Here is a 24,092-nt window from a genome sequence, read left to right as displayed (position 1 = left end):
CTTTAATGATTTGTCCAGTGAGGCAAAAAAGGAGACGAATGGCAAGTGCATACTTGTCATCCCTCCTAAGCCATGTATATGGCAATGAGTGTAAATAAAATTAGGAGGAAACTGACAATGAAGAATTTACTTTCAATGGAACATTTATCAAACGATGAAGTGTTGGCTATTTTAGAAAGAGCAAGAGAATTTGAACAGGGAGCGGAAACAAAGCTACAACGCTCCTATTATGTAGCGAATTTATTTTTTGAACCAAGCACTCGAACAAAAACAAGTTTCGAAATGGCAGAACGAAAAGTAGGATGTACAGTCATCCCCTTTGAAGCAGGATTTTCAAGTATGCTAAAAGGGGAAACTTTGTACGATACTGTAAAAACGTTGGAAATGATTGGACTTGATACGGTTGTCATTCGTGCAAAGGAAGATGAATACTATAAAGAATTGCTCGAAGGAATTAATGTCGGCATTATTAACGCCGGTGATGGAACAGGGCAGCATCCATCCCAATGTTTATTGGATTTATATACGATTTATAAAGAATTTGGACGCTTCGAAGGTTTAACAGTAACGATTGCAGGGGATATCTCTCATAGCAGAGTAGCAAAATCTGATGCCATCGCATTGCGACGATTAGGAGTAAATGTAAATTTCCTTTGTCCTCCTGAATGGGCCGGTGATTTTGAGGCACAGCACGCATGGAACGGTCTGTTAGAAGAAAGTGATGTGATTATGTTGCTTCGAATTCAACATGAACGACATGATGTATATTTTTCAAAGGAAAATTATCATCAACAATTTGGGTTGACACCCGAACGAGAAAAGCAAATGAAGGAACATGCAATCATCATGCACCCGGCGCCAGTCAATCGGGATGTGGAAATTGCTTCAGAACTAGTGGAATGCGGACGTTCAAGAATTTTTCAACAAGTACAAAACGGTGTATTTGTTCGAATGGCAATTCTTGAAACAATTTTGAAGGAGAGATAACATGGCGACGTTTATAGAGAATATCAAGATGTTAAATGACCACGGTGAACTTGTTAAAACAACTATCACGATTGAACAAGGCAAAATTGCTGCAATCGGTGAATCAAAACCAGAAAATGCTGAAGTAATTGATGGAAAAGGAAATTTTGTTTCTCCAGGATTTGTCGATGTACATGTTCATTTAAGGGAACCTGGTTTTGAACATAAAGAAACAATTGAAACGGGCACTCGATCAGCTGCTAGAGGTGGATTTACAACAATTTGTGCTATGCCAAATACAAAGCCTGTGCCAGATTCTGTTGAAAACCTTGAATATATTAAAGGATTAATTAAAAACAGTGCAGTGGTTCGTGTCCTTCCTTATGGCTCACTTACTGTTGATGAAGCCGGGGAAAAACGTACCAATATCGCTGAATTAAAAGAACATGGTGCTGTAGCTTTTTCAGATGATGGCGTGGGCGTTCAACTTGCTGCAACAATGTATGAACAAATGCAAGATGCAGCAAAAGTTGGTGCAATTGTTGTTGCCCATTGTGAAGATAACTCATTAATCTATGGCGGGGTAATGCACGAAGGGGTTCGTAATAAACAATTAGGATTACCTGGAATTCCAAGCGTTTGTGAATCGGTACAAATTGCGCGGGACGTATTACTTGCCGAGGCAGCTGGGGCAAGATATCATGTTTGTCACGTTTCTACGAAAGAATCCGTTCGTACAGTAAGAGATGCTAAAAAAGCGGGCATTCGTGTTACTGCAGAAGTTTGTCCACATCATCTCCTATTAGAAGATATGGACATTCCAAGTGATGATGCAAATTGGAAAATGAATCCTCCGTTACGAGCTTCAGAAGATAAAAAAGCTTTAATTGAAGGATTACTTGATGGTACGATCGATTGCATCGCCACAGACCATGCACCACATACTACTGAAGAAAAATGTTGCGGAATGGTTGGAGCTCCTTTTGGAATTGTAGGATTTGAAACAGCCTTTCCATTGCTTTATACAAAATTTGTAGAAACAGGAATTTTTACACTAAAACAATTAGTGGATTGGATGGCTACAAAACCTGCTGAAATTTTCGAGCTTCCTTATGGAAAAATTGAGGTAGGTGCACCTGCAGACTTAACAATTATTGATTTAAATAAAGAGAAAACAATTGATGCAAATGAGTTTTATTCTAAAGGTCGCAATACGCCATTCAATGGATGGAAAGCAAAAGGTTGGCCGGTCATGACAATCTTTGAAGGAAATGTGGTTTATAAGGAGGAAGAATGATGAAAAAACGTCTCTTAATTTTGGAAGATGGGACAGTATTTCAGGGAGAAGCGTTTGGAAGTGAACAAAGCAGTCAAGGAGAAGTTGTTTTTACAACTGGGATGACTGGGTATCAAGAAACAATTACTGATCCTTCTTTTTACGGTCAAATTGTAACATTTACTTATCCATTAATCGGTAACTATGGAATAAACAGCGATGATTTTGAAACGATTGCTCCTGTTATTCGAGGTGTTGTTGTTCGTGAATTAACGAAAATCCCATCAAATTTCCGTTCTGAAATCACTTTGGATGAGTATTTAAAAACACATAATATTCCTGGAATTGAAGGAATTGATACAAGAAAACTTACTCGCATCATTCGTTCAAAAGGCGCAGTTCGTGCGATGTTAACTGCAGCAGGCGAGGAAGTGAATGTAGAAGAAATAGTTAAACAATTAAATGAAACGCCTTATTTGAAAAATCATGTAAAAGAAGTTTCGACAAAAATGCCATTCCCAAGTCCCGGTAGAGGGAAACGAGTAGTGCTAATGGACTTTGGAATGAAAAACGGGATATTGCGTGAATTAAATAATCGTCATTGTGATGTTCTTGTAGTTCCTTATAATACACCTGCTGAAAAAATCATGAGTTTTCGTCCAGAAGGCATTCTATTATCCAATGGTCCAGGTAATCCCGCCGATGTAACAGAAGCTATTGAAACAATCAAAGAATTAATTGGGAAAGTTCCGATGTTTGGTATTTGCTTAGGACACCAATTGATTGCATTAGCTTGCGGTGCGAAGAGCTATAAGTTACCTTTCGGACATCGTGGTGGAAACCATCCAGTAAAAAATCTTCAAACTGGTGTTGTTGAAATCACTTCGCAAAACCATGGTTATGTAATCGATGAAAACTCATTGGAAGGTACTGATTTAGAAATTACGCATGTTTCATTAAATGATGGTACGATCGAAGGTTTAAAACATAAAAAACATCCAGTCTTTTCAGTGCAATTCCATCCGGAAGCTTCACCAGGTCCGGAAGATTCGAACTATTTATTTGATGAATTTATTGCATTAATGGAACGAGCAGGGGAGGAAATAGCATATGCCAAAGCGTAAAGATATTGAAAGCATTTTAGTTATTGGTTCAGGTCCTATTGTTATTGGACAAGCTGCAGAATTCGATTATGCTGGTACTCAAGCTTGTCTTGCATTAAAAGAAGAAGGATATAAAGTGATTCTAATAAACTCAAACCCTGCAACGATTATGACAGATACAGAAATTGCAGATAAGGTTTATATCGAACCGATTAGTTTAGAGTTTGTTTCCCGAATATTGCGAAAAGAAAGACCAGATGCCATACTTCCAACACTTGGTGGACAAACTGGCTTAAATATGGCAATTGAACTTCAAAAATCAGGTATTTTGGATGAATTAGGGATAGAAGTATTAGGAACAAAATTAGAAGCAATCCATCATGCAGAAGACCGTGAATTATTCAGAAGTTTGATGTTTGAATTAGGTGCTCCAGTTCCTGAATCCGACATCGTTCATAGTGTTGAAGAAGCAAAAGCTTTTGTTGAAAAAATCGGTTATCCAGTGATTGTTCGACCAGCCTTTACGCTAGGAGGTACTGGTGGAGGTATTTGTCACAATGAACAAGAGTTGGAAGAAATTGTTTCAAGCGGTTTAAAATATAGCCCAGTGAAACAATGTCTACTTGAAAAATCAATTGCAGGCTACAAAGAAATTGAGTTTGAAGTAATGCGCGACTCAAAAAATAATGCGATTGTAGTTTGTAGCATGGAAAACGTGGATCCAGTTGGTATTCATACTGGTGACTCAATTGTAGTAGCACCAGTCCAAACGTTAACTGATCGGGAATATCAGATGCTACGTAACATCTCATTAGATATTATCCGTGCATTAAAAATTGAAGGTGGATGTAACGTACAATTAGCACTTGATCCACATAGTTTTAAATATTATGTAATTGAAGTAAATCCTCGTGTTTCTCGTTCATCTGCTTTAGCATCTAAAGCAACAGGTTACCCAATTGCAAAAATCGCTGCAAAAATTGCGGTTGGTTTAACGCTGGATGAAATTAAAAACCCTGTTACTGGCACTACATATGCAGACTTCGAACCTGCCATCGACTATGTAGTGGCAAAAATTCCTCGTTGGCCATTTGATAAATTCGAATCTGCAAAACGTAATTTAGGTACGCAAATGAAAGCCACTGGGGAAGTAATGGCTTTAGGACGTAATTTTGAAGAAGCGATCTTAAAAGCAGTTCGATCTCTCGAGACTGGCCATTATCATATCGATTTAAAACATGCAGAAGATCATGATGATAACTGGATTGAAAAACGCATTAAGAAAGCAGGCGACGAACGGCTATTCTTTATCGCTGAAGCAATGCGCCGCGGTGTCGCTGTGGAACAAATTCATAAATGGTCACAAATCGATTTATTCTTCCTATATAAACTGAAAAACATTATCGACATGGAGACTGTTCTTTCTGAAAATAAAAATGATTTAGAAGTGTTAAAACAAGCAAAACGTCTAGGCTTTGCAGATCAAAAAATCGCTGAGCTTTGGGATATGGAAGCGAAAGAAATTTACGAACTTCGCAAAGCGAATGGTATTGTACCGGTTTATAAAATGGTTGACACTTGTGCAGCGGAGTTTGAATCAGCAACTCCTTATTATTACGGAACTTACGAAGAAGAAAATGAATCGATTGTTTCCGATAAACCATCTGTCATCGTTCTTGGTTCTGGTCCAATCCGAATTGGACAAGGCGTTGAGTTCGACTATGCAACAGTGCATTCGGTTTGGGCAATTCAAGAAGCAGGGTATGAAGCAATTATTATCAACTCAAACCCTGAAACGGTATCAACAGACTTTTCAATTTCCGATAAACTCTACTTTGAGCCTTTAACGATTGAAGATGTAATGCACATTATCGATTTGGAAAAACCGATTGGAGTAGTAGTACAATTCGGTGGACAAACAGCAATTAACTTAGCAGATAAACTTGCAGCAAATGGTGTGAAAATTTTAGGTACATCATTAGAAGATATCGACAGAGCAGAAAATCGCGACTTGTTTGAACAAGCTTTAAAAGAATTAGAAATTCCACAGCCAGAGGGGGACACTGCGGTTTCATTGGATGAAGCATTGGAAATTGCAAAGAGAATCGGCTTCCCGGTATTGGTTCGTCCTTCTTACGTTCTTGGCGGCCGTGCGATGGAAATCGTTTATAACGAAAATGAATTGAAACATTATATGGAAAATGCGGTAGAAGCTTCTCCAGATCATCCTGTATTAATTGACCGTTATTTAACAGGAAAAGAAGTAGAAGTAGATGCGATTTCTGATGGAGAAAATGTACTCATTCCTGGCATTATGGAACATATTGAACGTGCTGGGGTTCACTCAGGTGACTCAATTTCCGTTTACCCACCGCAAAGTTTAACGCAAAAACAAATTGAAACGATTGTGGATTATACAACAAGATTGGCTAGAGGATTAAATATTGTCGGATTAATGAACATCCAATATGTCATTTCAGATGGAAATGTATATGTCATTGAAGTAAACCCTCGTGCATCAAGAACAGTGCCGTTCTTAAGCAAAATTACAAACATTCCGATGGCGAATGTTGCAACAAAAGCGATTTTAGGTCAATCAATCGTTGAACAAGGTTACGAAACAGGTCTAGTTGAAGAGAAAAAAGGTGTATACGTAAAAGTACCTGTATTTAGCTTTGCAAAACTACGACGCGTCGATATCACACTAGGACCTGAAATGAAGTCAACTGGTGAAGTAATGGGGAAAGACATTACTTTAGAAAAAGCATTATATAAAGGGTTGGTTGCTTCAGGTATAGAAATCAAACCGTATGGAACTGTGTTATTTACAGTAGCGGATAAAGATAAAGAAGAAGCAATTAGTCTTGCCAAACGTTTCCAATCTGTAGGTTATCGCATCATGGCGACAGAAGGAACAGCGAAAAAATTTGAAGAAGCAGGTATTCGAACAGAAGTAGTAGATAAAATTGGTGGTAAAGGTAAAACGTTGGTGGATGTAATCCAAAACGGTGATGCCCAAGTTGTAATTAATACTTTAACGAAAGGAAAACAACCTGCCCGCGACGGTTTCCGCATTCGTCGAGAAACTGTTGAAAACGGCATTCCTTGTTTAACATCATTGGATACAGCTAACGCTTTAATAACAGTCATTGAATCCATGACATTTGCAATACAGGAAATGCCGAAAGCGGAGGTATATTCATGATTCGACAAGAACGTATGACGGTAGTAAGCCAAAGGGAAATTGCAAAAGACATTTTTGAAATGACTTTGCAAGGTCAAATTGTTCAGGAGATGTCTCCTGGACAATTTGTTCATATACGAGTTTCAGATTTGTTGGAGCCTTTGTTAAGACGCCCAATTAGTATAGCGAATATTCAGAAAGAAGCAGAAGAATTTACAATTATTTATCGAGCACAAGGTAGAGGGACAAAAGTTTTATCTCAGAAACAAGTAGGCGATGAGGTGGACGTATTAGGTCCTCTCGGTAACGGTTTTCCAGTTGAAGAAGCACGTGAAGGTGAAACGGCTCTTCTTGTTGGAGGAGGGATTGGTGTTCCACCCCTCTATGAACTGTCAAAACAGTTAAATGCTAAAGGCGTTCGGACTATCCATGTACTTGGTTTCCAAACAGAAGAAGTAGCGTTTTATGAAGAAGAGTTTACAAAATTAGGCGAAACCTATTATGTAACGGATGACGGATCAAAAGGTTTTAAAGGATTCGTTACGGATTTATTGAATGAATTAAATCCAGATTTTAATATCTTTTATTCATGTGGCCCGCTGCCGATGTTAAGAGCATTAGCTTCAATGTATGAGGAGAAAAAAGGATATTTATCCCTTGAGGAACGTATGGGCTGCGGCATTGGAGCTTGTTTTGCTTGCATTTGCAAAACGGAAGAAGGGCAAGAGAAAGACTACGTTAAAATTTGTTCAGATGGTCCTGTATTTGAGAAAGGAGTTGTGAAATTATGAATCGATTAGATATCCAACTCCCTGGTTTACAATTAAAAAATCCGATTATGCCTGCTTCTGGTTGTTTCGGATTTGGCCGTGAATATGCCGGGTTGTATGACCTTTCCAAGTTGGGAGCCATTATGATTAAAGCAACGACAGTAGAACCCCGACTTGGAAATCCGACGCCTCGTGTAGCAGAAACACCTGCTGGAATGCTGAATGCCATCGGATTACAAAATCCAGGACTCGAAAAAGTCATGGCTGAAGAATTACCTTGGTTAGAACGCTTTGATGTGCCGATTATCGCTAATGTAGCAGGTACTACACCGGAAGATTATGTGGAAGTGGCAAGACGCATTTCAACTGCTCCAAATGTAAAAGCATTAGAATTAAATATTTCTTGCCCGAATGTTAAGCAAGGAGGCATTACGTTCGGAACAGACCCTGTGATTGCTAGAGAACTTGTAGAACAAGTGAAGGCCGTTTCTCAAGTTCCTGTATATGTGAAACTTTCACCTAATGTAACGAATATCATGGAAATGGCACAAGCGGTTGAAATAGGCGGAGCCGATGGAATTACGATGATTAATACATTATTGGGCATGCGACTCGATGAAAAAACTGGAAAACCAGTCATCGCCAATGTTACAGGAGGACTATCCGGTCCAGCGGTAAAACCGATTGCTTTACGAATGGTTTATGAAGTATATAAAGCGGTAGATATTCCGATTATCGGTATGGGTGGCATTTCTTGCGTTCAAGACGTAATCGACTTTATGTCTGCTGGTGCATCAGCAGTTGCAGTAGGTACAATGAACTTTATCGATCCTTTCATTTGTCCGAATATAATTGATGCCCTTCCAGCGAAGTTAGATGAGCTTGGAGTAAAGCATATTAAAGAGATTATCGGAAGGAGCCATCGTTAATGAACAAACCGATTATCGCGTTAGATTTTCCGAGTGAAATTGAAGTTTTTCAGTTTTTAAACCAATTCGATGAAAAATTGTTTGTAAAAGTTGGAATGGAGCTTTTTTATCAAGAAGGTCCTGATATTGTAAGAAAAATTAAGGATTTAGGACATGATATATTCCTTGATTTAAAACTTCATGACATTCCAAATACAGTGAAATCTGCAATGAAAGGGCTAGCTCGTTTGGGCGTTGATTTAGTAAATGTGCATGCAGCCGGCGGAAAAAATATGATGGAAGCAGCCATTGAAGGATTAGAGGCAGGAAGTGCTGACAAAAGGCCAATGCTCATTGCCGTGACTCAATTAACGTCTACAACGGAAGAACAAATGCAAAAGGAGCAAAAAATCCCTTTATCCTTGTTAGATTCAGTATTGCATTATGCACAATTAACGAAAGATGCTGGATTAGATGGAGTTGTTTGCTCTGTTCATGAAGCAAAAAATATTGCGGATGTATGTGGAGAAACGTTCTTACGAGTGACACCTGGAATTCGACTGCCTGGTGGAGATGCTCACGATCAGAAACGGATTGCAACTCCTGACTATGCCCGAATTAATGGCTCTTCTTATATTGTTATTGGACGAGCAGTGACTAAAGCAGAAAATCCTGTAGAAGCTTATAAAAAGGTATGCCAACTTTGGGAGGGAATTTAATGGCTATTGAAAAAGAAATTGCCCAAATCATGTTATCAGTAGGTGCTGTTGAATTAAACGCATCGGAATTATTTACTTGGGCAAGTGGAATTAAATCACCCATTTATTGTGATACACGTTTAACAATTTCTTATCCAGAAGCAAGAAAACAAATTGCGAAAGGTTTAGCGGAAAAAATTAAAGAACATTTTCCTGAAACAGAAGTGGTTGCAGGCACAGCAACAGCAGGAATTCCTCATGCTGCATGGGTGAGTGATGTATTACAATTGCCAATGGTATATGTGCGTTCCAAACCGAAAGAACATGGACGAGGCAATCAAATTGAGGGGAAACTAGAACCAGGTCAGAAGGTAGTTGTTGTAGAAGACATCATTTCAACTGGCGGTTCATCACTTACTGCAGTAAAAGCATTAAGAGATGCAGGATGCGAAGTCGTGGGTGTTGTATGTGTTTATACATACAATTTGCCAAAAGCCGAGGATGCTTTTGAAAATGAGGGTATAAAGTATGTCAGCTTAACGAATTTCGACTATTTAATTGAAGCGGCAAAAGATTCTGGTGCTATTAAGTCCGACGATATTCCATTCTTAAAAAATTGGCATGAAGATTTGAAAGCTGGTAGATTATAATAAAAAAATTCTCCTGAGTCATTAAAATGATTCAGGAGAATTTTTTTATTATGCAAAACCAGGAAAAAATCTCCAGTAGATGCAGTATGGGATGAAAAGTAGGCAACCCATTAGAATGACGAAATAGCCGATTTTTCTTTTATTCGAAACGTTTCTATACAATTGATAATACAATCCAAACAGTAACATGGTCAAAATGCCAGTAATCACAGGTACATATAGCAATATTTGTACGAGTTTTGGTAGGCCAAACGCAACTGCAGGGAATCCAGCTATTTGATTTATAAAACATAATTGAAAGATTGGAAATGGAAATGAAAGATTTAATAAACTAATTACTCCACAGAGTTGAAGGAAAGGCAATTCCATATAAGCATAGAATTTCTTATTTCTTTTAATAAAATGGATGATTGAATAGATGAGTGTTATGACAAATAGTATTGTAAAAATAGTTAGGAACACTAGCTGTGATATCACTTTTTCATACCAAGGAATTTTTTCATAAGTGGTGTGATAACCATTACCTGTATGCATCAATAATTTTCCGTCAAGATTTTCAAAAGCAACATATCCTTCCATATCACTACGTTGAAACAGCATCGGTTCAATTTGTGTGAGCGTTGCTTCTTTTTCAAATCCTCCCCAACCTGCTGTATCGCCTGGACCTGAAACAACAAGTTGTAAAGTGCCATCATGATTTGCAGTAATATCAATCATCATCCCGGAGAAAAAGCTACCAACTTTCATGATATTTTGATGTTGCTGGATTGCTCGATAAGTACCTTCTAATTTCTTTGCTTCCTCTAATGTTAAGGGAATACCAGTCTTTTTTGCTTTCTTTTCAAAAAAGTAATCGAAAAAAGTAGTGGTTAATTCATTAAGTAAATCATCACCTCGAATATTTTGAAAATATACGAATCCTATTTGTTCTTCAGGTATAAACAACATTCTGGTTGTTACTCCAAATCCACTGCCATCTCTAACAAGTGTCCTTTTGTTGTTTTGAAAGAATTCAAAAAATCCATAAGTAACACCTGCTAGATTGTCATGTCCACGGTATTGCGCTTGAATCATAGATTGTACTGTTTCTTGTTTTAATATTTCGATTCCATCAAATGTGCCATTTTTCATTAAGGCAATTAGTAAATTGCTAACTTCTGCTGGAGTGCTACTTAGACCTCCTGAAGGCGGAGTGGAGCCATATAAAAACTCTGTTTCAATAAACTTATTATCTTCAAATAAATAGGTAGTGGCTAGACTATGTTGTAATGACTTTGGAATGGTTTGAGAGAATGTACTGTAGTTCATAGAAAGCGGCTGAAGAATTTTTTCCTTTACATAAACATCAAATGCTTTTCCAGTGATATTTTCAATAATATGAGCAGCTAATACGGAACCCATTCCACCGTAGGCAATGCCCGTACCGGGTTGAATAGTTGGTTTTCTCAAATCTTTTATTAATGTGTCATGAAGAGGCGGAATGGCATCCGCATTTAACACAAAAGTTCCAACATCTTTAGATGGAAAGCCTTCTGTATGGGTAAGCAAATGGTGAATTTTAATTCCTTTCAATCGATGGATAAGTGGATCATCTTCTGCTAAATATTTTGATACTTCATCATGAACCGATAATTTGCCTTCTTCTTGCAATTTTAAAATTGCCATCAGTACATAAATTTTTGATAATGAAGCAACCCGAAATAGAGTCTTTTCTGGGTCAACCCCAATTTTTTTATCAATATTTGCGTAGCCGTATCCTTTTGAAATTATTCTTTTTCCATCTTTCACTAATATGAAACCGACACCTGGAACATGCTTTTTTGACATCTCCTTTGAAAAAAATTCATCAAAAAACTGTTCGATTTCAGCTTGTGATTTATGAAATTCTGATGCCTTTGCCTTTTGAGGTGATTGAATGAGAAATGCAAATAGTAGTACGAATATACTGAGGCAATGAATAAATTTGAATTGCATCATTATTCCTCCTGAAAATTTTACAGATGAATCGTTAATTTCTATGCATTTATAGAGTAATTAATAACTTGGTAATGCAATAATATTGAGCCAATATTTTAACAAAAGGTGTTTGGAAAAAAGAGGTTGTTGATTATTTTTAGTAAGGCTCAAGCTTTAGGGTTATTTATAAACCAGAAGGCTTGAATTATTTTAAAAAAATAGTACAAACCGTCGTATAGGTTTGCACTACAATAATAAAAAGATCAATCTTTTTTCTTAAGTTTTAATACAACTTCTTCATCCGGTGTGACATAGAGCGTTTTTTGCTCAAAATAAATCACGAAACCTGGTTTTGCTCCATTCGGCTTTTTCACATGTCGAATTTTCGTATAGTCTACTGGTACAGAAGAGGAGCTTCTTGCTTTGCTAAAATAGGCGCTTAATATAGCAGCTTCTTTCAATGTTGTCTCGTCTGGATTATCCGAATGAATGACGACATGTGATCCTGGAATATCTTTTGTGTGAAGCCAAGTATCGGATTTTTTAGCTAATTTAAAGGTTAAATAGTCGTTTTGTTTATTGTTTTTGCCGACCGATATAGGAACCCCTGTTGATGACATAAATTTTTCAGGAACAGGTTTTAATTGTTTTTGCTTTTGTTTTTTGTTTCGTTTTTTCAAATAGCCTTGTTCTGCTAGTTCATCACGAATTTCTTCAATATCCGTTGGGCTTGCTTGGTTTACTTGGTTGATGAGCATTTCAAAATATTCAATTTCCTCTTTTGTTTTATCAATTTGCTCTTTTACCCGAATGAGCGCATGTTTAGCTTTATTGTATTTCGAATAATAGCTTTGGGCATTTTCGATAGGTGTTTTTCTTTCATCTAATGGTATTGTCAATTCTTGTTCATTGTAGTAATTCGTTACGGTAACTTCCTTCATGCCTTTGTCGAATTGGTATAAATTAGCCATTAATAGTTCGCCATATAATTGGTATTGATCTAATTTGGAAGCTTGTTCTAAATCTTTATGTAACTTTTTTAATTTTGTTTTCAATTTATTGATTTCATTTTGTAAAAAGCGTTCTAAGTCGCCCGCTTGTTGTTTTACACGGTCCCTTTCAGCTCTTGCGTAAAATGCTCGGTCTAGGAGGGAGCTTAAATCAACAAAAAACGTATTTTTCCTCGATACATGAGTAATTGTTGTCGGTGAAAAATAAGGTTTTCCATCAACTTCTAAATAAGTAGGATTAGCACTAGCAAGAATTTCGTTTATAAACGTGCGGAATATTTCAATTTTATTGTTTTCGTCCTTCATTCGATGCAATAATTCTTTAGCATGAAAAGGAGAAAATCCAGCAAAATGAGCAACTACTTCTTGTGATGTTTTTTCATTTGAGAAAAAGTTCGTAATCTCCTCATCAGATATTGTAATCGGATTGGCTTTTTGTTGTGCTGGTGGATGGATATACTCAAATCCTGGAAGCACTGTTCGATAACTGTTAACGGAAGGTGGTAAATGTTTTAATCCATCGATGATTTTATTTTCATCGTCAACTAAAATTAAATTACTATGTCGTCCCATTATTTCAACGATTAACTTCCGAGTCACTTGGTCACCAATTTCGTTTTTACTTTCAATGTGAAAAGTAATCAATCTCTCAAAACCATTGTTTTCAATTCGAGTAATAATGCCGCCTTCAATATGTTTGCGGAGGAGCATGCAAAACATTGGTGGTTCTTGTGGATTTTCAATCGATTCTTTTGTTAAGTGAACTCGTGCATATGATGGGTGAATAGAAAATAATAATTTTTCATTTTTCCCTCTTGCTCGGATATGGAGCACTACTTCCAATGCATTTGGTTGATGAACTTTTGAAATTCGACCAGTTTCAAGTCTCTTCAACTCATTGATCATCGCTACTGTAAATAATCCATCAAATGCCATAATTGTTCCTCTTTTCTTGAAAAATCACTGATATATTATTTTATCATGTTTTTATATCTCTGCATTGATTCTAATGCAATTCATAAAATATTTAAAGTTTAATGAGAAGAAGCATTTGACATTTTAAAACCTTTGAATTATCTTATTATTGAACAGTGGTCAATTAATTTAATGCAACTAGAATGACTGGAGGATTTATTATGGCAAGAGATGCGTCTAAACCTGTCCTTACGCCAAAAATGATTATGGATGTTGCAAGAGATTTATTCGTAAAAAATGGCTATCAGCAAGTTTCGATGCGTCAAATTGCAAAAGAACTTGGCTGTTCCCACGGTGCTTTGTATTATCATTTTCAAAGTAAAGCAGAATTATTTTTTGCATTGGTGAAGGAATATTTTGTTCTATTAGAACAGGAATTAAACAATGTATTAGAGAAGGACATTGAAAATTTAGAAAAACTTGAGCAATGTATGCTTGGGTATATCAAGTTTGGTTTAAACCATCAGAGCCATTATGAAATAATGTTTATGCTAAAAGATGATGAGGTACGCAATTTCATCAATGAACAACCGATGAAGGTATATGAGAAGTTTGCCAATGCTTTATACACATTATCAAATAAAAAATTGCAATTAAAGGATATATGGTCAATTTTTATTTCTTTGCATGGTTTTGTTAGTCACTATTTATCCCATGTTGTAAGTTATGAAGATATAGAGAATGCAGCAATTCATCACGTAAAATTTTTACTTAAAGGCGTGTGTTAATTTTTTTATATTTATTTAACCAGCGGTCAATAAAATGTATTGAACATTTAATTGACCACTGGTTAACAAAAAGGGAGGAGTTTTTTTATGAAAAAAGTATTAGTTCTTGGTGCTTCAGGTAATATGGGAGCGGCACTTGTAAAAGAATTAATCGTGGAATTGAAGTAAAAGCATTTGCACGAAATAAGGAAAAATTAGAAAGACTATTTAATAATGAGGAACGAGTGGAAATAGTCCAAGGAGATTTATTTAATCAAACAGATTTACTTCATGCAGCACAAGATGTTGATTTAATCGTTCATTCAGTGAATATACCTTATCAAGAGTGGAAAAAACTACCTGTATTAATGGACAATGTTATTCAAACTGTAAAAAAGTACAACATAAAATTTGCTTATGTTGATAATATATATGCTTATGGTCGAAGTGTTGGCAAAAAAATGACGGAGGATATGCCGAAAAATCCTCATACAAAAAAAGGAAAAATCCGATTGCAATTAGAAAACATGATCAAGAATTCTGGAATTAAATATACTATTGCTCATTTCCCAGATTTTTACGGTCCGAATGCCGCTAATACATTATTATATACAACAATCAATGCTGTAATAAACAATAAAAAGGCCATGTTTATAGGGAATCCAAAGTTGGCGAGGGAATACATTTATTTGCCTGATGGAGCAAAGGCTTTTGTAAACTTAGTATTGAATGAAAAGGCTTATGGGCAAGAGTGGAATATTCCTTCTTACGGTCCGATTACCGGGGAAGAAATCATTCAAATGATTCGAGAGTTTACGGGATATGATAAAAAAATCTCCATTGTAACGAAAAGAATGGTTCAAATGGTAGGATTATTCAACCCATTTATGCGTGAATTTTCGGAGATGTTTTATTTAATTGATGAACCTGTTATTTTAAGCGGTGAAAAATATGAGCGGGAAATCGGTCCCCTACCAAAAACATCATACTATGATGGACTAAGAGAAATTTTTCAAATAAAATAAAAAAGCTAAGTTAATCTTCTAATAACGGATAAATACGTTATAATTTTTTAATCATGTGTTATAATTGGAGCATAGCTTTATGAAAGGTGTGACTTACCTTGGTGCGTAGTATGACTGGTTTTGGCAGAGGTGTCACAACTACGAATGATTATCAACTGACAGTAGAAATTCGATCAGTGAATCATCGCTTTTTAGAAATTTATACAAAATTTCCAAAAGAGTGGTTAGAGGCAGAACTGCTTGCAAAAAAAATCATATCTCAATATGTAAAACGAGGGAAATTTGATTGTTTAGTAAACTTAAAACTTACTGGTGAAGAAGTAAAAGATTTTAAAATTAATTGGTCTCTTATTGAAGCCTATAAAAATGCAAAAGATGAACTTCGCCAAGTAATCCCAATAGATGAGCAATATTCTATGCAAGAAGTGCTATCATTAGAAGGTGCACTTTTATATGAAAAAAAAGAGTTAACACCAGAAGAGATTGCATCTAGTGTTGAAATTGCTGTCCGAGAAGCGATGGAAAAATTAGTAGAAATGCGAGAGCGAGAAGGACAAGAATTAAAACAAGTGTTGCTCGAATATAATGATGAGCTTAAAGCGCAAGTAAAATTTATTCGTGAACATTCGCAAGATGCAGTAAAAAAACATCGAGAAAAATTGACAGAAAGATTAGCAGAAATTGCAAATGTGGAAGAAGTAGAAGATAGAATACTTGCTGAAGTCGCTATTTTCGCTGATCGGATTGATATATCGGAAGAATTGGATCGACTTGAAAGTCACTTCCAGCAGTTAGAAGAGACGTTAGAAGAACCTTTTTCCATAGGAAGAAAATTAGATTTCCTTATGCAAGAAATGCTCAGAGAAATTAATACAATTGGGTCGAAAAATCAGTCTGTAATCATTTCACCAGTGGTTGTTCAATCAAAAACTATTTTAGAAAAAATGCGAGAACAAGTTCAAAATATTGAATAAGCTTGGAAAGGTAGTAATAAGGGAGAGTATGAAATCGATGAAAAAAGAGCGCGGATTATTAATTGTTCTTTCTGGCCCATCTGGTGTTGGGAAAGGAACAGTAAGAAAAGAGCTTTTTAAACAACCGAATACAAATTATGAATACTCCATTTCAATGACAACTCGAAAACCTCGTGAGGGAGAAGTCGATGGAGTCGATTATTTTTTTAAAACTCGAGAAGAGTTTGAAAAATTAATAGAGGAGGGAAAACTATTAGAGTATGCTGAATTTGTAGGCAACTATTATGGCACCCCTCTTGATTATGTAAATGAAACATTGGATGCAGGCCGCGATGTTTTTTTAGAAATCGAAGTTCAAGGAGCGGCTCAAATTCGCGAAAAAGTTCCGGAAGCTCTTTTCATCTTTTTAGCACCTCCTAGTTTGTCGGAGTTAGAAAGACGATTAATAGGTCGCGGTACAGAAACGGAAGAAATTATTCAAAAGAGAATTGAAACTGCAAAAGAAGAACTTGAAATGATGAGTTTATATGATTATGTTGTAGAAAATGATGAAATTCAAAAAGCTTGTGAAAAAATAAATGCAATCATCATGGCTGAACATTGCCGCCGTGAACGTGTTGAAAAAAGATATTTATCGATGTTGAAAGGAGAATGATGATGTTATATCCATCCATTGATGTGTTGAAAGAAAAAGTAGACTCCAAATATTCATTAGTTAGTTTAGCATCAAAACGTGCCCGTCAATTACAAGAACTTGGAAACTTTAAATTGTCTGAGTATAAATCACATAAACCAGTTGGGAAAGCGTTGGAAGAAGTTGCTGCAGGTTTATTAGAAATGGAAATCCAAGATGCTAACAAAGTTTATTCTGATGAACAATAGAAGTAAAATTTAATGTAAAACTACGAGTAGCTCCCGGAGAAACATTCTTTGGGAGCTTATCCTTTGAAAGGGTGAAAGTTGATGAGTCGAAAAATTTTACTAGGAGTGTCTGGCGGTATTGCGGTTTACAAAGCAGTAGCATTAGTAAGTAAATTAACTCAAGCAGGGTTTCAAGTAAAAGTAATTATGACCGAATCAGCGATGAAATTTGTTACACCCCTTACTTTCCAAGTAATGTCAAAAAATGATGTGTATATTGATACGTTCGACGAAAAAGATCCAAGTTCAATTGCCCATATTGAATTAGCTGACTGGGCGGATTTAGTGATTGTTGCACCTGCGACAGCGAATATCATTGGTAAACTTGCCAATGGAATTGCTGATGATATGTTGACAACAACACTGCTCGCTACAACGAGCCCAGTATGGATTGCCCCAGCTATGAACGTGCATATGTATGACCATCCTGCTGTAAAACGCAATATCGCACAGCTTGCAAGAGACGGCTATTCCTTTATTGAACCATCAGAAGGGTATTTAGCTTGTGGATATGTTGGTAAGGGACGATTAGAAGAGCCGGAGAAAATAACGGAGTTGGTGATTCAATATTTTGAAAGAGAAGAGAAAAAATGATGATTGCCGAAGTCATTGTTGACGTGTCCGCATATCCAGTCGACCGCCCTTTTGATTACTTCATTCCAGAACAAGTAGAAGAGCTTATTGAATGTGGTTGTCGAGTAAAAGTGCCTTTTGGAAATCGGAATGTTCTCGGATTTGTTGTTGGGATAAAGAATGAGACGGATGTTCCGTTAGATAAAATTAAGCCAATCGCGTCATTACTCGATATTGAGCCGGTATTGACAAGTGAAATGCTTCAATTGGCAAAATGGTTGAAACAAGAAACGATTTGTTATGAAATCGATTGCTTACAAGTAATGTTGCCATCAGCACTTAGGGCAAAGTATGAAAAAATGGTCGTTCTTCAAACTAATGTAGAAAATTTAGATGAACCTTTAAAACATTACTTCCAAAAGTCGACAAAAGTGAACTATAAAGAATTTGAGAAAAATAATTTGCTCATCCCTTTAAAAAAAGCGTTAAATAAGAAATTACTTTCCCTTGAAAATGTAGTTAAACAAAAAGGCCAAGTAAAAGAAATTAGAAAAGTAAAAGTTTCAGATAATCTTCAACTTCTTCAAGAAGTATATGATAAGTTATCCAACCGTGCCAAAAAACAAAAACAACTGCTTTTATGGATGAAACAACACGTTGGGGAAATATTGGAACCTGATTTTATTTACAAGGAAACAAACTGTTCCCCTCAAGTGTTACAAGCAATCATTGAGCAAGGTGCTGCTGAATTTATATTAGAAGAAGTGTATCGAAATCCTTTTAAGAAGGATGTTAAAAAAACAGATTTTTTAACTTTAACAGAGGAACAAAAACAAGCATTACATAAAATTGTAGAAGCGATGGACAATCGTTCCCCTGAAACGTTCTTATTACATGGGGTAACCGGAAGCGGTAAAACGGAAGTTTATTTGCAGGCAATTCAGCATTGCATTCAGCAAGGTAAAGATGCGATTGTACTTGTTCCAGAAATTTCCCTCACTCCGCAAATGACAAATCGCTTCCGTTCAAGATTTGGTGAACTTGTTGCGGTGATGCATAGCGGTTTGTCGATCGGTGAAAAGTACGATGAATGGAGGAAAGTTCATCAACAAAAAGTGAAGGTTGTTGTTGGTGCGCGATCCGCAGTATTTGCTCCCTTTGAAAATGTAGGACTCATCATCCTCGATGAAGAGCATGAATCGTCTTATAAACAAGAAGATACACCGAGATATCATGCAAGGGATGTTGCCATTTGGAGAAGTAAATATCATCATTGTCCAGTGATTTTAGGAAGCGCTACGCCAAGCCTTGAATCCTATGCTCGTGCTAGAAAAAACGTGTATAAATTATTGACATTAAAAGGGCGTGCATTAAATCAACCCCTACCGACTGTTGAAATTGTTGATATGAGGGAAGAATTAAAAAAGGGAAATCGTTCCATGTTTTCTGAAAAATTAACTGAGTCCATTCGTAATCGGTTAAAAAAGAAAGAGCAAATCGTGTTGTTTTTAAATCGGAGAGGGTATTCTTCCTTCGTTTTATGCCGAGATTGTGGAACGGTGATGCAATGTGAAAATTGTGATATTTCCTTAACATATCATCGTTACAATGAAAAATTAAAATGCCACTATTGTGGATATGAACAGTTTGTACCAACAATTTGTCCAGAATGCGGTAGCGACCATATTCGTTATTTTGGAACAGGTACTCAAAAAGTGGAAGAAGAATTGATGAAACTCTTTCCAGAGGCAAGGGTATTAAGAATGGATGTAGATACGACAAAACAGAAAGGTGCACATGAGGCGATATTAGAGAATTTTGGAGCTGGCAAAGCGGATATACTGCTCGGAACTCAGATGATTGCCAAAGGATTGGACTTTCCAAACATTACCCTTGTTGGTGTACTAAGTGCCGATACTTCGCTGCATTTGCCAGATTTTCGCGCAGCTGAGCGGACATTCCAACTGCTTACTCAAGTAAGTGGTCGTGCGGGTAGAGCGGAAAAGCATGGTGAGGTAATTATTCAATCCTACACACCGGAACATTATGCAATTGAACTTGCGAAAACCCAACAATATGAACCATTTTATGAAAGAGAAATGATGGTTCGCCATGGTGCGGCATATCCACCATATTATTTTATAGCACTCATCCAAGTAGCACATGAAGACGTATTGTTAGCAGCAGAATATGCTAATAAATGTGCAGAATTTCTTCGTACTCATCTTTCTTTTAATGCTTCTATTATTGGACCGACGACAGCAGGCATCGTTCGTCTGCAAAATAGATATCGCTATCAATGTTTGATAAAATACAAAATAGAGCCGAATTTAATTCCAACATTTTTACAGTTAATAAAAATATATCGTACGGATTGGATAAAAAAGGGTGTCGTATTAACAATTGATTTAGACCCCTCCATGATTTAAATAGAAAGAGGTTACCTAATGATTAGAGAAATCGTAAAGCATCCGGCAAAAATATTAACACAGCCATGTAAAGAAGTAACAGTAATTGATGAAGAGATTATCACTTTATTAGATGATATGTACGAAACGATGGTTGAATATGACGGTATGGGTATTGCTGCTCCTCAAGTTAATGTTCCCCTTCGTATTGCTATTGTTGAGTTAGGTGAAGAGCGAACGTTGATTGAAATGATTAACCCTACAGTCATCGAAACGGACGGTTCATCAGTGGACATCGAAGGTTGTTTAAGTTTCCCTGGGCTTTATGGAGAAGTGGAAAGACCGAATTATGTTAAAATTGAAGCCCATGATCGAAACGGTCAAGTATATCAATTGGAAGCAACGGATTACGATGCTCGCTGTATTTTACATGAAATTGACCATTTAGATGGCATTTTATTCAATTCTAAAATTACACGTGTCTATACTGAAGAAGAATTAGAGGAAATGTTCGAGGAGGAGGAAGAATAAAATATGACAAAAATCGTATTTATGGGCACTCCGGAATTTTCAGTTCCTATTTTGCGCATGCTTCATGAAGAAGGATATGAAGTTGCAGCAGTCGTCACGCAACCGGACCGTCCTGTTGGAAGAAAACGGGTGCTAACTCCTCCTCCAGTAAAAGAAGAAGCACTTCGTTTAGGATTAAAAGTTCTTCAACCTGAGAAATTAAAAGGTTCTGATGAAATGAGCGAATTAATTCATATGAATCCCGATTTAATTGTTACTGCTGCTTATGGTCAAATCTTGCCGAAAGAGTTGTTGGAAGCGCCAAAATGGGGATGCATTAATGTGCATGCATCGCTATTGCCAAAATATCGCGGTGGTGCGCCGATTCATCAAGCCATTATTGACGGAGAAGAGAAAACAGGCGTTACCATTATGTATATGGCAGAAAAATTAGATGCGGGTGATATCATTTCCCAAAGAGAAATCCCTATTGAAGAAATGGACCATACGGGCATCATGTTTGAAAAACTGAGCCTTTTGGGAAGAGATTTATTAAAGGACACGCTTCCTAGCATCCTAAATGGTACAAATGAACGCATTCCGCAGGATGAAACAAGAGCGACTTTTGCACATAATATTACAAGGGAACAAGAGCGAATAGATTGGACAAAAAGTGCGAGAAGTATTTATAACCAAGTGCGTGGCCTACATCCATGGCCTATTGCCTATACAACCTTTAAAGGTGACAATGTGAAAATTTGGTGGGCAAAAGTAGGTGACTCACAAGTTACAGCTCGTCCTGGTGAAGTGGTGAAAATTGAAAAAGATTATTTTGAAGTGGCTACTGGTGAAGGAACCCTTGCAATAATCGAATTACAACCTGCAGGTAAAAAACGCATGTCAGCGGAAGATTATTTACGTGGCGTGGGTTCAAAATTGCAGATTGGAGATTTATTTGAATGAGAAAGAAGAAGAAAAGTATTCATATTTGGGATGGTAATGTGCGAGATGCGGCGTTAAGCATACTACTTGCCGTAGACAAGAACCAAGCATATTCCAACCTATTATTAAACCAAACAATCAATAAATATCATATTGAAGCAAAAGATCGGGCCTTGCTGACGGAATTAACCTATGGAACTCTTCAATATAAATATGCCTTGGATTATTATTTAGAACCGTATATTCGTGGCAAAATAGAACAATGGATTCGATGGCTTTTAAGACTTTCGGTTTACCAAATGGTCTATTTATCGAAAATTCCTGAGCATGCAATTGTTCATGAAGCTGTAGAAATTGCCAAAAGGAGAGGCCATAAAGGGATTGCTTCCATGGTGAATGGTATTTTGCGATCTATCACCAGAATGGGCATTCCGTCGCTAGAAAAAATAAAAGATCCGATTGAGCGTATAGCTATAGAAACAAGCCATCCTAGATGGATTGTAGAAATGTTTGTTGACTCATATGGACTAGAAAAAACGGTTGCTATGTTAAAAGAGAATAATATTCCTCCGAAGCAAACTGTCCGAGTGAATACTTTAAAAGCTACAGTAGGTGAAGCAATAGAGTTATTAGCTCAAGAAGATATTCAAGCAGAACAAAGTAAAGTAATTCCACAATGTTTAAATCTATTAAACGGACAAGCTGCTAGAACGGAAACTTTTCGACAAGGCATCATAACGATTCAAGATGAGAGTTCAATGATGCCAGCAATCGTTTTAAATCCAAAGCCGGGCGAACGGGTACTAGATATGTGTGCCGCTCCTGGTGGAAAAACGACTCATATGGCAGAAATCATGAAAAATGAAGGTTCCATTCTTGCAACGGACATTCATCCTCATAAATTAGATTTAATTGAAGAAAACTGTGCAAGGCTTGGAATTAATATCGTTGAAACAGCGCCAATTGACGGTAGGAAAGCAGCGGAATTATTACAGCCTGAATCATTCGATGCAATCCTTGTTGATGCACCATGCTCTGGATTAGGTGTAATGCGTCGAAAACCGGATATCAAATATACAAAAAGAGAAGAGGATTTTGACCGCTTACATGAAATTCAATTGGAGCTGTTAGATAATGCTGAAAAATTATTAAAACCTGGTGGAAGACTTGTGTATAGCACATGCACAGTCAGCAAAAAAGAAAATGAAGGAACAGTCGAAGCATTTTTAGCGTCTCACCCTGAGATGAAACTTGTACCAATAAACCATTTGCCAAAGCAATTACTAGAAGCACAGCACGAAGGCAGGCTGCAAGTTTTTCCACAAGACTTTGGAAGTGATGGTTTCTTTGTTGCTGCCTTTGAAAAAGTTAAGTAAAAAGGAGAATCCTATTTAATGGATAACGCTATTTTTAATGAACGTATAAATGAATTAGTTGAACATGCAGAATCATCACAGAAACGTGTAAAAAAAGAAAAACCACAATTAAAAGAATCCATTTATTCATTAACATTGGATGAATTAAAACAATGGTTGAATGAAAAACGAGAAAAGCCATTCCGTGCTACACAAATTTATGAATGGCTTTATAATAAGCGGGTTAAAACTTTTGATGAAATGACAAATTTATCGAAGCAATTGCGAGATAAACTTAAAGAAAACTTTGCATTTACAACCCTTTCAACGATTGTAAAACAAGAATCAAAAGATGGAACAATCAAATTTTTATTTCAATTACAAGACAACTATTCCATTGAAACGGTATTAATGCGCCATGATTATGGAAACTCCGTCTGTGTGACAACGCAAGTGGGTTGTCGGATTGGTTGTACTTTTTGTGCGTCAACTTTAGGCGGATTAAAAAGACATTTGCTTGCAGGAGAAATCGTTGAGCAAGTGGTCAAAGTGCAACAAACGTTAGATGAAGTCGGAGAAAGAGTATCCCATGTGGTGATTATGGGAATCGGTGAACCATTCGATAATTATGATGCAATGATGAAGTTTTTAAAAGTCATCAATCACGAAAAAGGCTTAAATATTGGAGCGCGTCATATAACTGTTTCTACCTCTGGTATAATACCTAAAATTTATCAGTTCGCGGATGAACAATTGCAAATTAATTTCGCATTGTCTCTTCACGCACCAAATCAAGAACTGCGTGAACGTTTAATGCCGATTGCTAGAGCGTATAAGTTAGATAAATTAATGGAAGCAATACGCTATTATACGAATAAAACTGGACGCCGTGTCACATTTGAGTATGGGTTGTTCGGTGGTGTAAACGATTCTATTGAGCACGCAGAAGAACTAGCCCAACTGATAAAAGGAATTAAAAGCCATGTCAATTTAATTCCCGTAAACTACGTACCAGAGCGAGATTATGTGCGTACTCCAAGAAATCAAATATTTGCCTTTGAAAAAGCATTAAAAAAGAATGGCATCAATGTAACAATTCGCAGAGAGCATGGCTCAGATATTGATGCAGCGTGTGGGCAATTACGGGCGAAAGAGAGAGTTCACGAGACGAGGTGACAATT

General features: G+C 36.7%; 19 protein-coding genes and 2 pseudogenes. 19 read left to right on the top strand and 2 right to left on the bottom strand.

Features of this window, described 5'->3' with window-relative positions; all coding sequences use genetic code 11:
* The first annotated feature begins 117 nt into the window (after positions 1–117).
* The 8 genes from NSQ18_RS02915 to pyrE are packed head-to-tail and all read left to right on the top strand — an operon-like array spanning position 118 to position 9,555.
* Positions 118–987, top strand: a complete 870-nt coding sequence (locus tag NSQ18_RS02915) for an aspartate carbamoyltransferase catalytic subunit (protein ID WP_339288901.1) — start codon at positions 118–120, stop codon at positions 985–987.
* Between the two features lies 1 nt (position 988).
* Entirely contained in the window at positions 989–2,263 is a 1,275-nt protein-coding gene (locus NSQ18_RS02910) for a dihydroorotase (protein ID WP_016837483.1), read from the top strand.
* Positions 2,263–3,366 carry a carbamoyl phosphate synthase small subunit gene (locus tag NSQ18_RS02905; RefSeq protein ID WP_016837482.1) on the top strand — a complete coding sequence of 368 codons (1,104 nt, stop codon included), beginning with the start codon at positions 2,263–2,265 and terminating at the stop codon, positions 3,364–3,366. Before NSQ18_RS02910 ends, NSQ18_RS02905 begins: the two co-directional genes overlap by 1 nt.
* Positions 3,353–6,550, top strand: coding sequence for a carbamoyl-phosphate synthase large subunit (gene carB / locus NSQ18_RS02900; protein WP_016837481.1), 3,198 nt, complete (start codon positions 3,353–3,355; stop codon positions 6,548–6,550). The genes NSQ18_RS02905 and carB overlap by 14 nt, the downstream gene beginning before the upstream one ends.
* A complete protein-coding gene (locus NSQ18_RS02895) occupies positions 6,547–7,320 on the top strand; it encodes a dihydroorotate dehydrogenase electron transfer subunit (protein ID WP_168411958.1) in 774 nt (257 codons plus the stop codon). Before carB ends, NSQ18_RS02895 begins: the two co-directional genes overlap by 4 nt.
* A complete protein-coding gene (locus tag NSQ18_RS02890; protein WP_016837479.1) occupies positions 7,317–8,228 on the top strand; it encodes a dihydroorotate dehydrogenase in 912 nt (303 codons plus the stop codon). The genes NSQ18_RS02895 and NSQ18_RS02890 overlap by 4 nt, the downstream gene beginning before the upstream one ends.
* Positions 8,228–8,926, top strand: coding sequence for an orotidine-5'-phosphate decarboxylase (gene pyrF / locus NSQ18_RS02885; RefSeq protein WP_016837478.1), 699 nt, complete (start codon positions 8,228–8,230; stop codon positions 8,924–8,926). The genes NSQ18_RS02890 and pyrF overlap by 1 nt, the downstream gene beginning before the upstream one ends.
* The gene (gene pyrE / locus NSQ18_RS02880; RefSeq protein WP_016837477.1) at positions 8,926–9,555 is read left to right on the top strand and encodes an orotate phosphoribosyltransferase; all 630 of its coding nucleotides are present in this window, start codon (positions 8,926–8,928) and stop codon (positions 9,553–9,555) included. Before pyrF ends, pyrE begins: the two co-directional genes overlap by 1 nt.
* 48 nt (positions 9,556–9,603) lie before the next feature.
* Here pyrE and NSQ18_RS02875 read toward each other — a convergent pair whose 3' ends face one another.
* Positions 9,604–11,532, bottom strand: a complete 1,929-nt coding sequence (locus NSQ18_RS02875; protein ID WP_339288896.1) for a serine hydrolase domain-containing protein — start codon at positions 11,530–11,532, stop codon at positions 9,604–9,606.
* 242 nt (positions 11,533–11,774) lie between these two features.
* Positions 11,775–13,457 (bottom strand): NFACT RNA binding domain-containing protein, encoded by a 1,683-nt coding sequence (locus NSQ18_RS02870; protein ID WP_016837475.1) that lies wholly within the window; start codon positions 13,455–13,457, stop codon positions 11,775–11,777.
* A 200-nt stretch (positions 13,458–13,657) separates the two neighbouring features.
* On the opposite strand from NSQ18_RS02870, the gene NSQ18_RS02865 reads away from it, so the two are divergent.
* The 11 genes and pseudogenes from NSQ18_RS02865 to rlmN all read left to right on the top strand — a co-directional run bounded on the left by NSQ18_RS02865 (position 13,658) and on the right by rlmN (position 24,087).
* Positions 13,658–14,224, top strand: a complete 567-nt coding sequence (locus NSQ18_RS02865) for a TetR/AcrR family transcriptional regulator (protein ID WP_016837474.1) — start codon at positions 13,658–13,660, stop codon at positions 14,222–14,224.
* 87 nt (positions 14,225–14,311) lie between these two features.
* Positions 14,312–15,228, top strand: a pseudogene (locus tag NSQ18_RS02860) (NAD(P)H-binding protein).
* Between the two features lie 101 nt (positions 15,229–15,329).
* Positions 15,330–16,202: a YicC/YloC family endoribonuclease gene (locus NSQ18_RS02855; RefSeq protein ID WP_232019941.1), complete on the top strand. Its 873-nt coding sequence runs from the start codon at positions 15,330–15,332 to the stop codon at positions 16,200–16,202.
* A gap of 37 nt (positions 16,203–16,239) precedes the next feature.
* Positions 16,240–16,857, top strand: a complete 618-nt coding sequence (gene gmk / locus NSQ18_RS02850) for a guanylate kinase (protein WP_016837471.1) — start codon at positions 16,240–16,242, stop codon at positions 16,855–16,857.
* 2 nt (positions 16,858–16,859) lie between these two features.
* Positions 16,860–17,084: a DNA-directed RNA polymerase subunit omega gene (gene rpoZ, locus NSQ18_RS02845; RefSeq protein WP_016837470.1), complete on the top strand. Its 225-nt coding sequence runs from the start codon at positions 16,860–16,862 to the stop codon at positions 17,082–17,084.
* 81 nt (positions 17,085–17,165) lie between these two features.
* Positions 17,166–17,711: pseudogene (coaBC, locus tag NSQ18_RS02840) on the top strand (bifunctional phosphopantothenoylcysteine decarboxylase/phosphopantothenate--cysteine ligase CoaBC); the annotation flags it as partial.
* Positions 17,712–17,716: 5 nt separating this feature from the next.
* Positions 17,717–20,125, top strand: a complete 2,409-nt coding sequence (priA, locus tag NSQ18_RS02835) for a primosomal protein N' (RefSeq protein ID WP_339289578.1) — start codon at positions 17,717–17,719, stop codon at positions 20,123–20,125.
* Positions 20,126–20,143: 18 nt separating this feature from the next.
* Positions 20,144–20,635, top strand: coding sequence for a peptide deformylase (def, locus tag NSQ18_RS02830; protein WP_016837467.1), 492 nt, complete (start codon positions 20,144–20,146; stop codon positions 20,633–20,635).
* A 3-nt stretch (positions 20,636–20,638) separates the two neighbouring features.
* A complete protein-coding gene (gene fmt, locus NSQ18_RS02825) occupies positions 20,639–21,577 on the top strand; it encodes a methionyl-tRNA formyltransferase (RefSeq protein ID WP_016837466.1) in 939 nt (312 codons plus the stop codon).
* Positions 21,574–22,932, top strand: a complete 1,359-nt coding sequence (gene rsmB / locus NSQ18_RS02820) for a 16S rRNA (cytosine(967)-C(5))-methyltransferase RsmB (protein ID WP_339288892.1) — start codon at positions 21,574–21,576, stop codon at positions 22,930–22,932. The genes fmt and rsmB overlap by 4 nt, the downstream gene beginning before the upstream one ends.
* An 18-nt stretch (positions 22,933–22,950) precedes the next feature.
* Positions 22,951–24,087, top strand: a complete 1,137-nt coding sequence (gene rlmN, locus NSQ18_RS02815) for a 23S rRNA (adenine(2503)-C(2))-methyltransferase RlmN (protein WP_339288890.1) — start codon at positions 22,951–22,953, stop codon at positions 24,085–24,087.
* Positions 24,088–24,092: the final 5 nt, after the last annotated feature.

The sequence above is a fragment of the Ureibacillus sp. FSL K6-0786 genome (assembly GCF_037965165.1).
Lineage (GTDB): Bacteria > Bacillota > Bacilli > Bacillales_A > Planococcaceae > Ureibacillus > Ureibacillus thermosphaericus.
The sequence above is the reverse complement of the archived record's forward strand: the minus strand, read 5'-3'. Positions and strand labels throughout refer to the sequence as shown.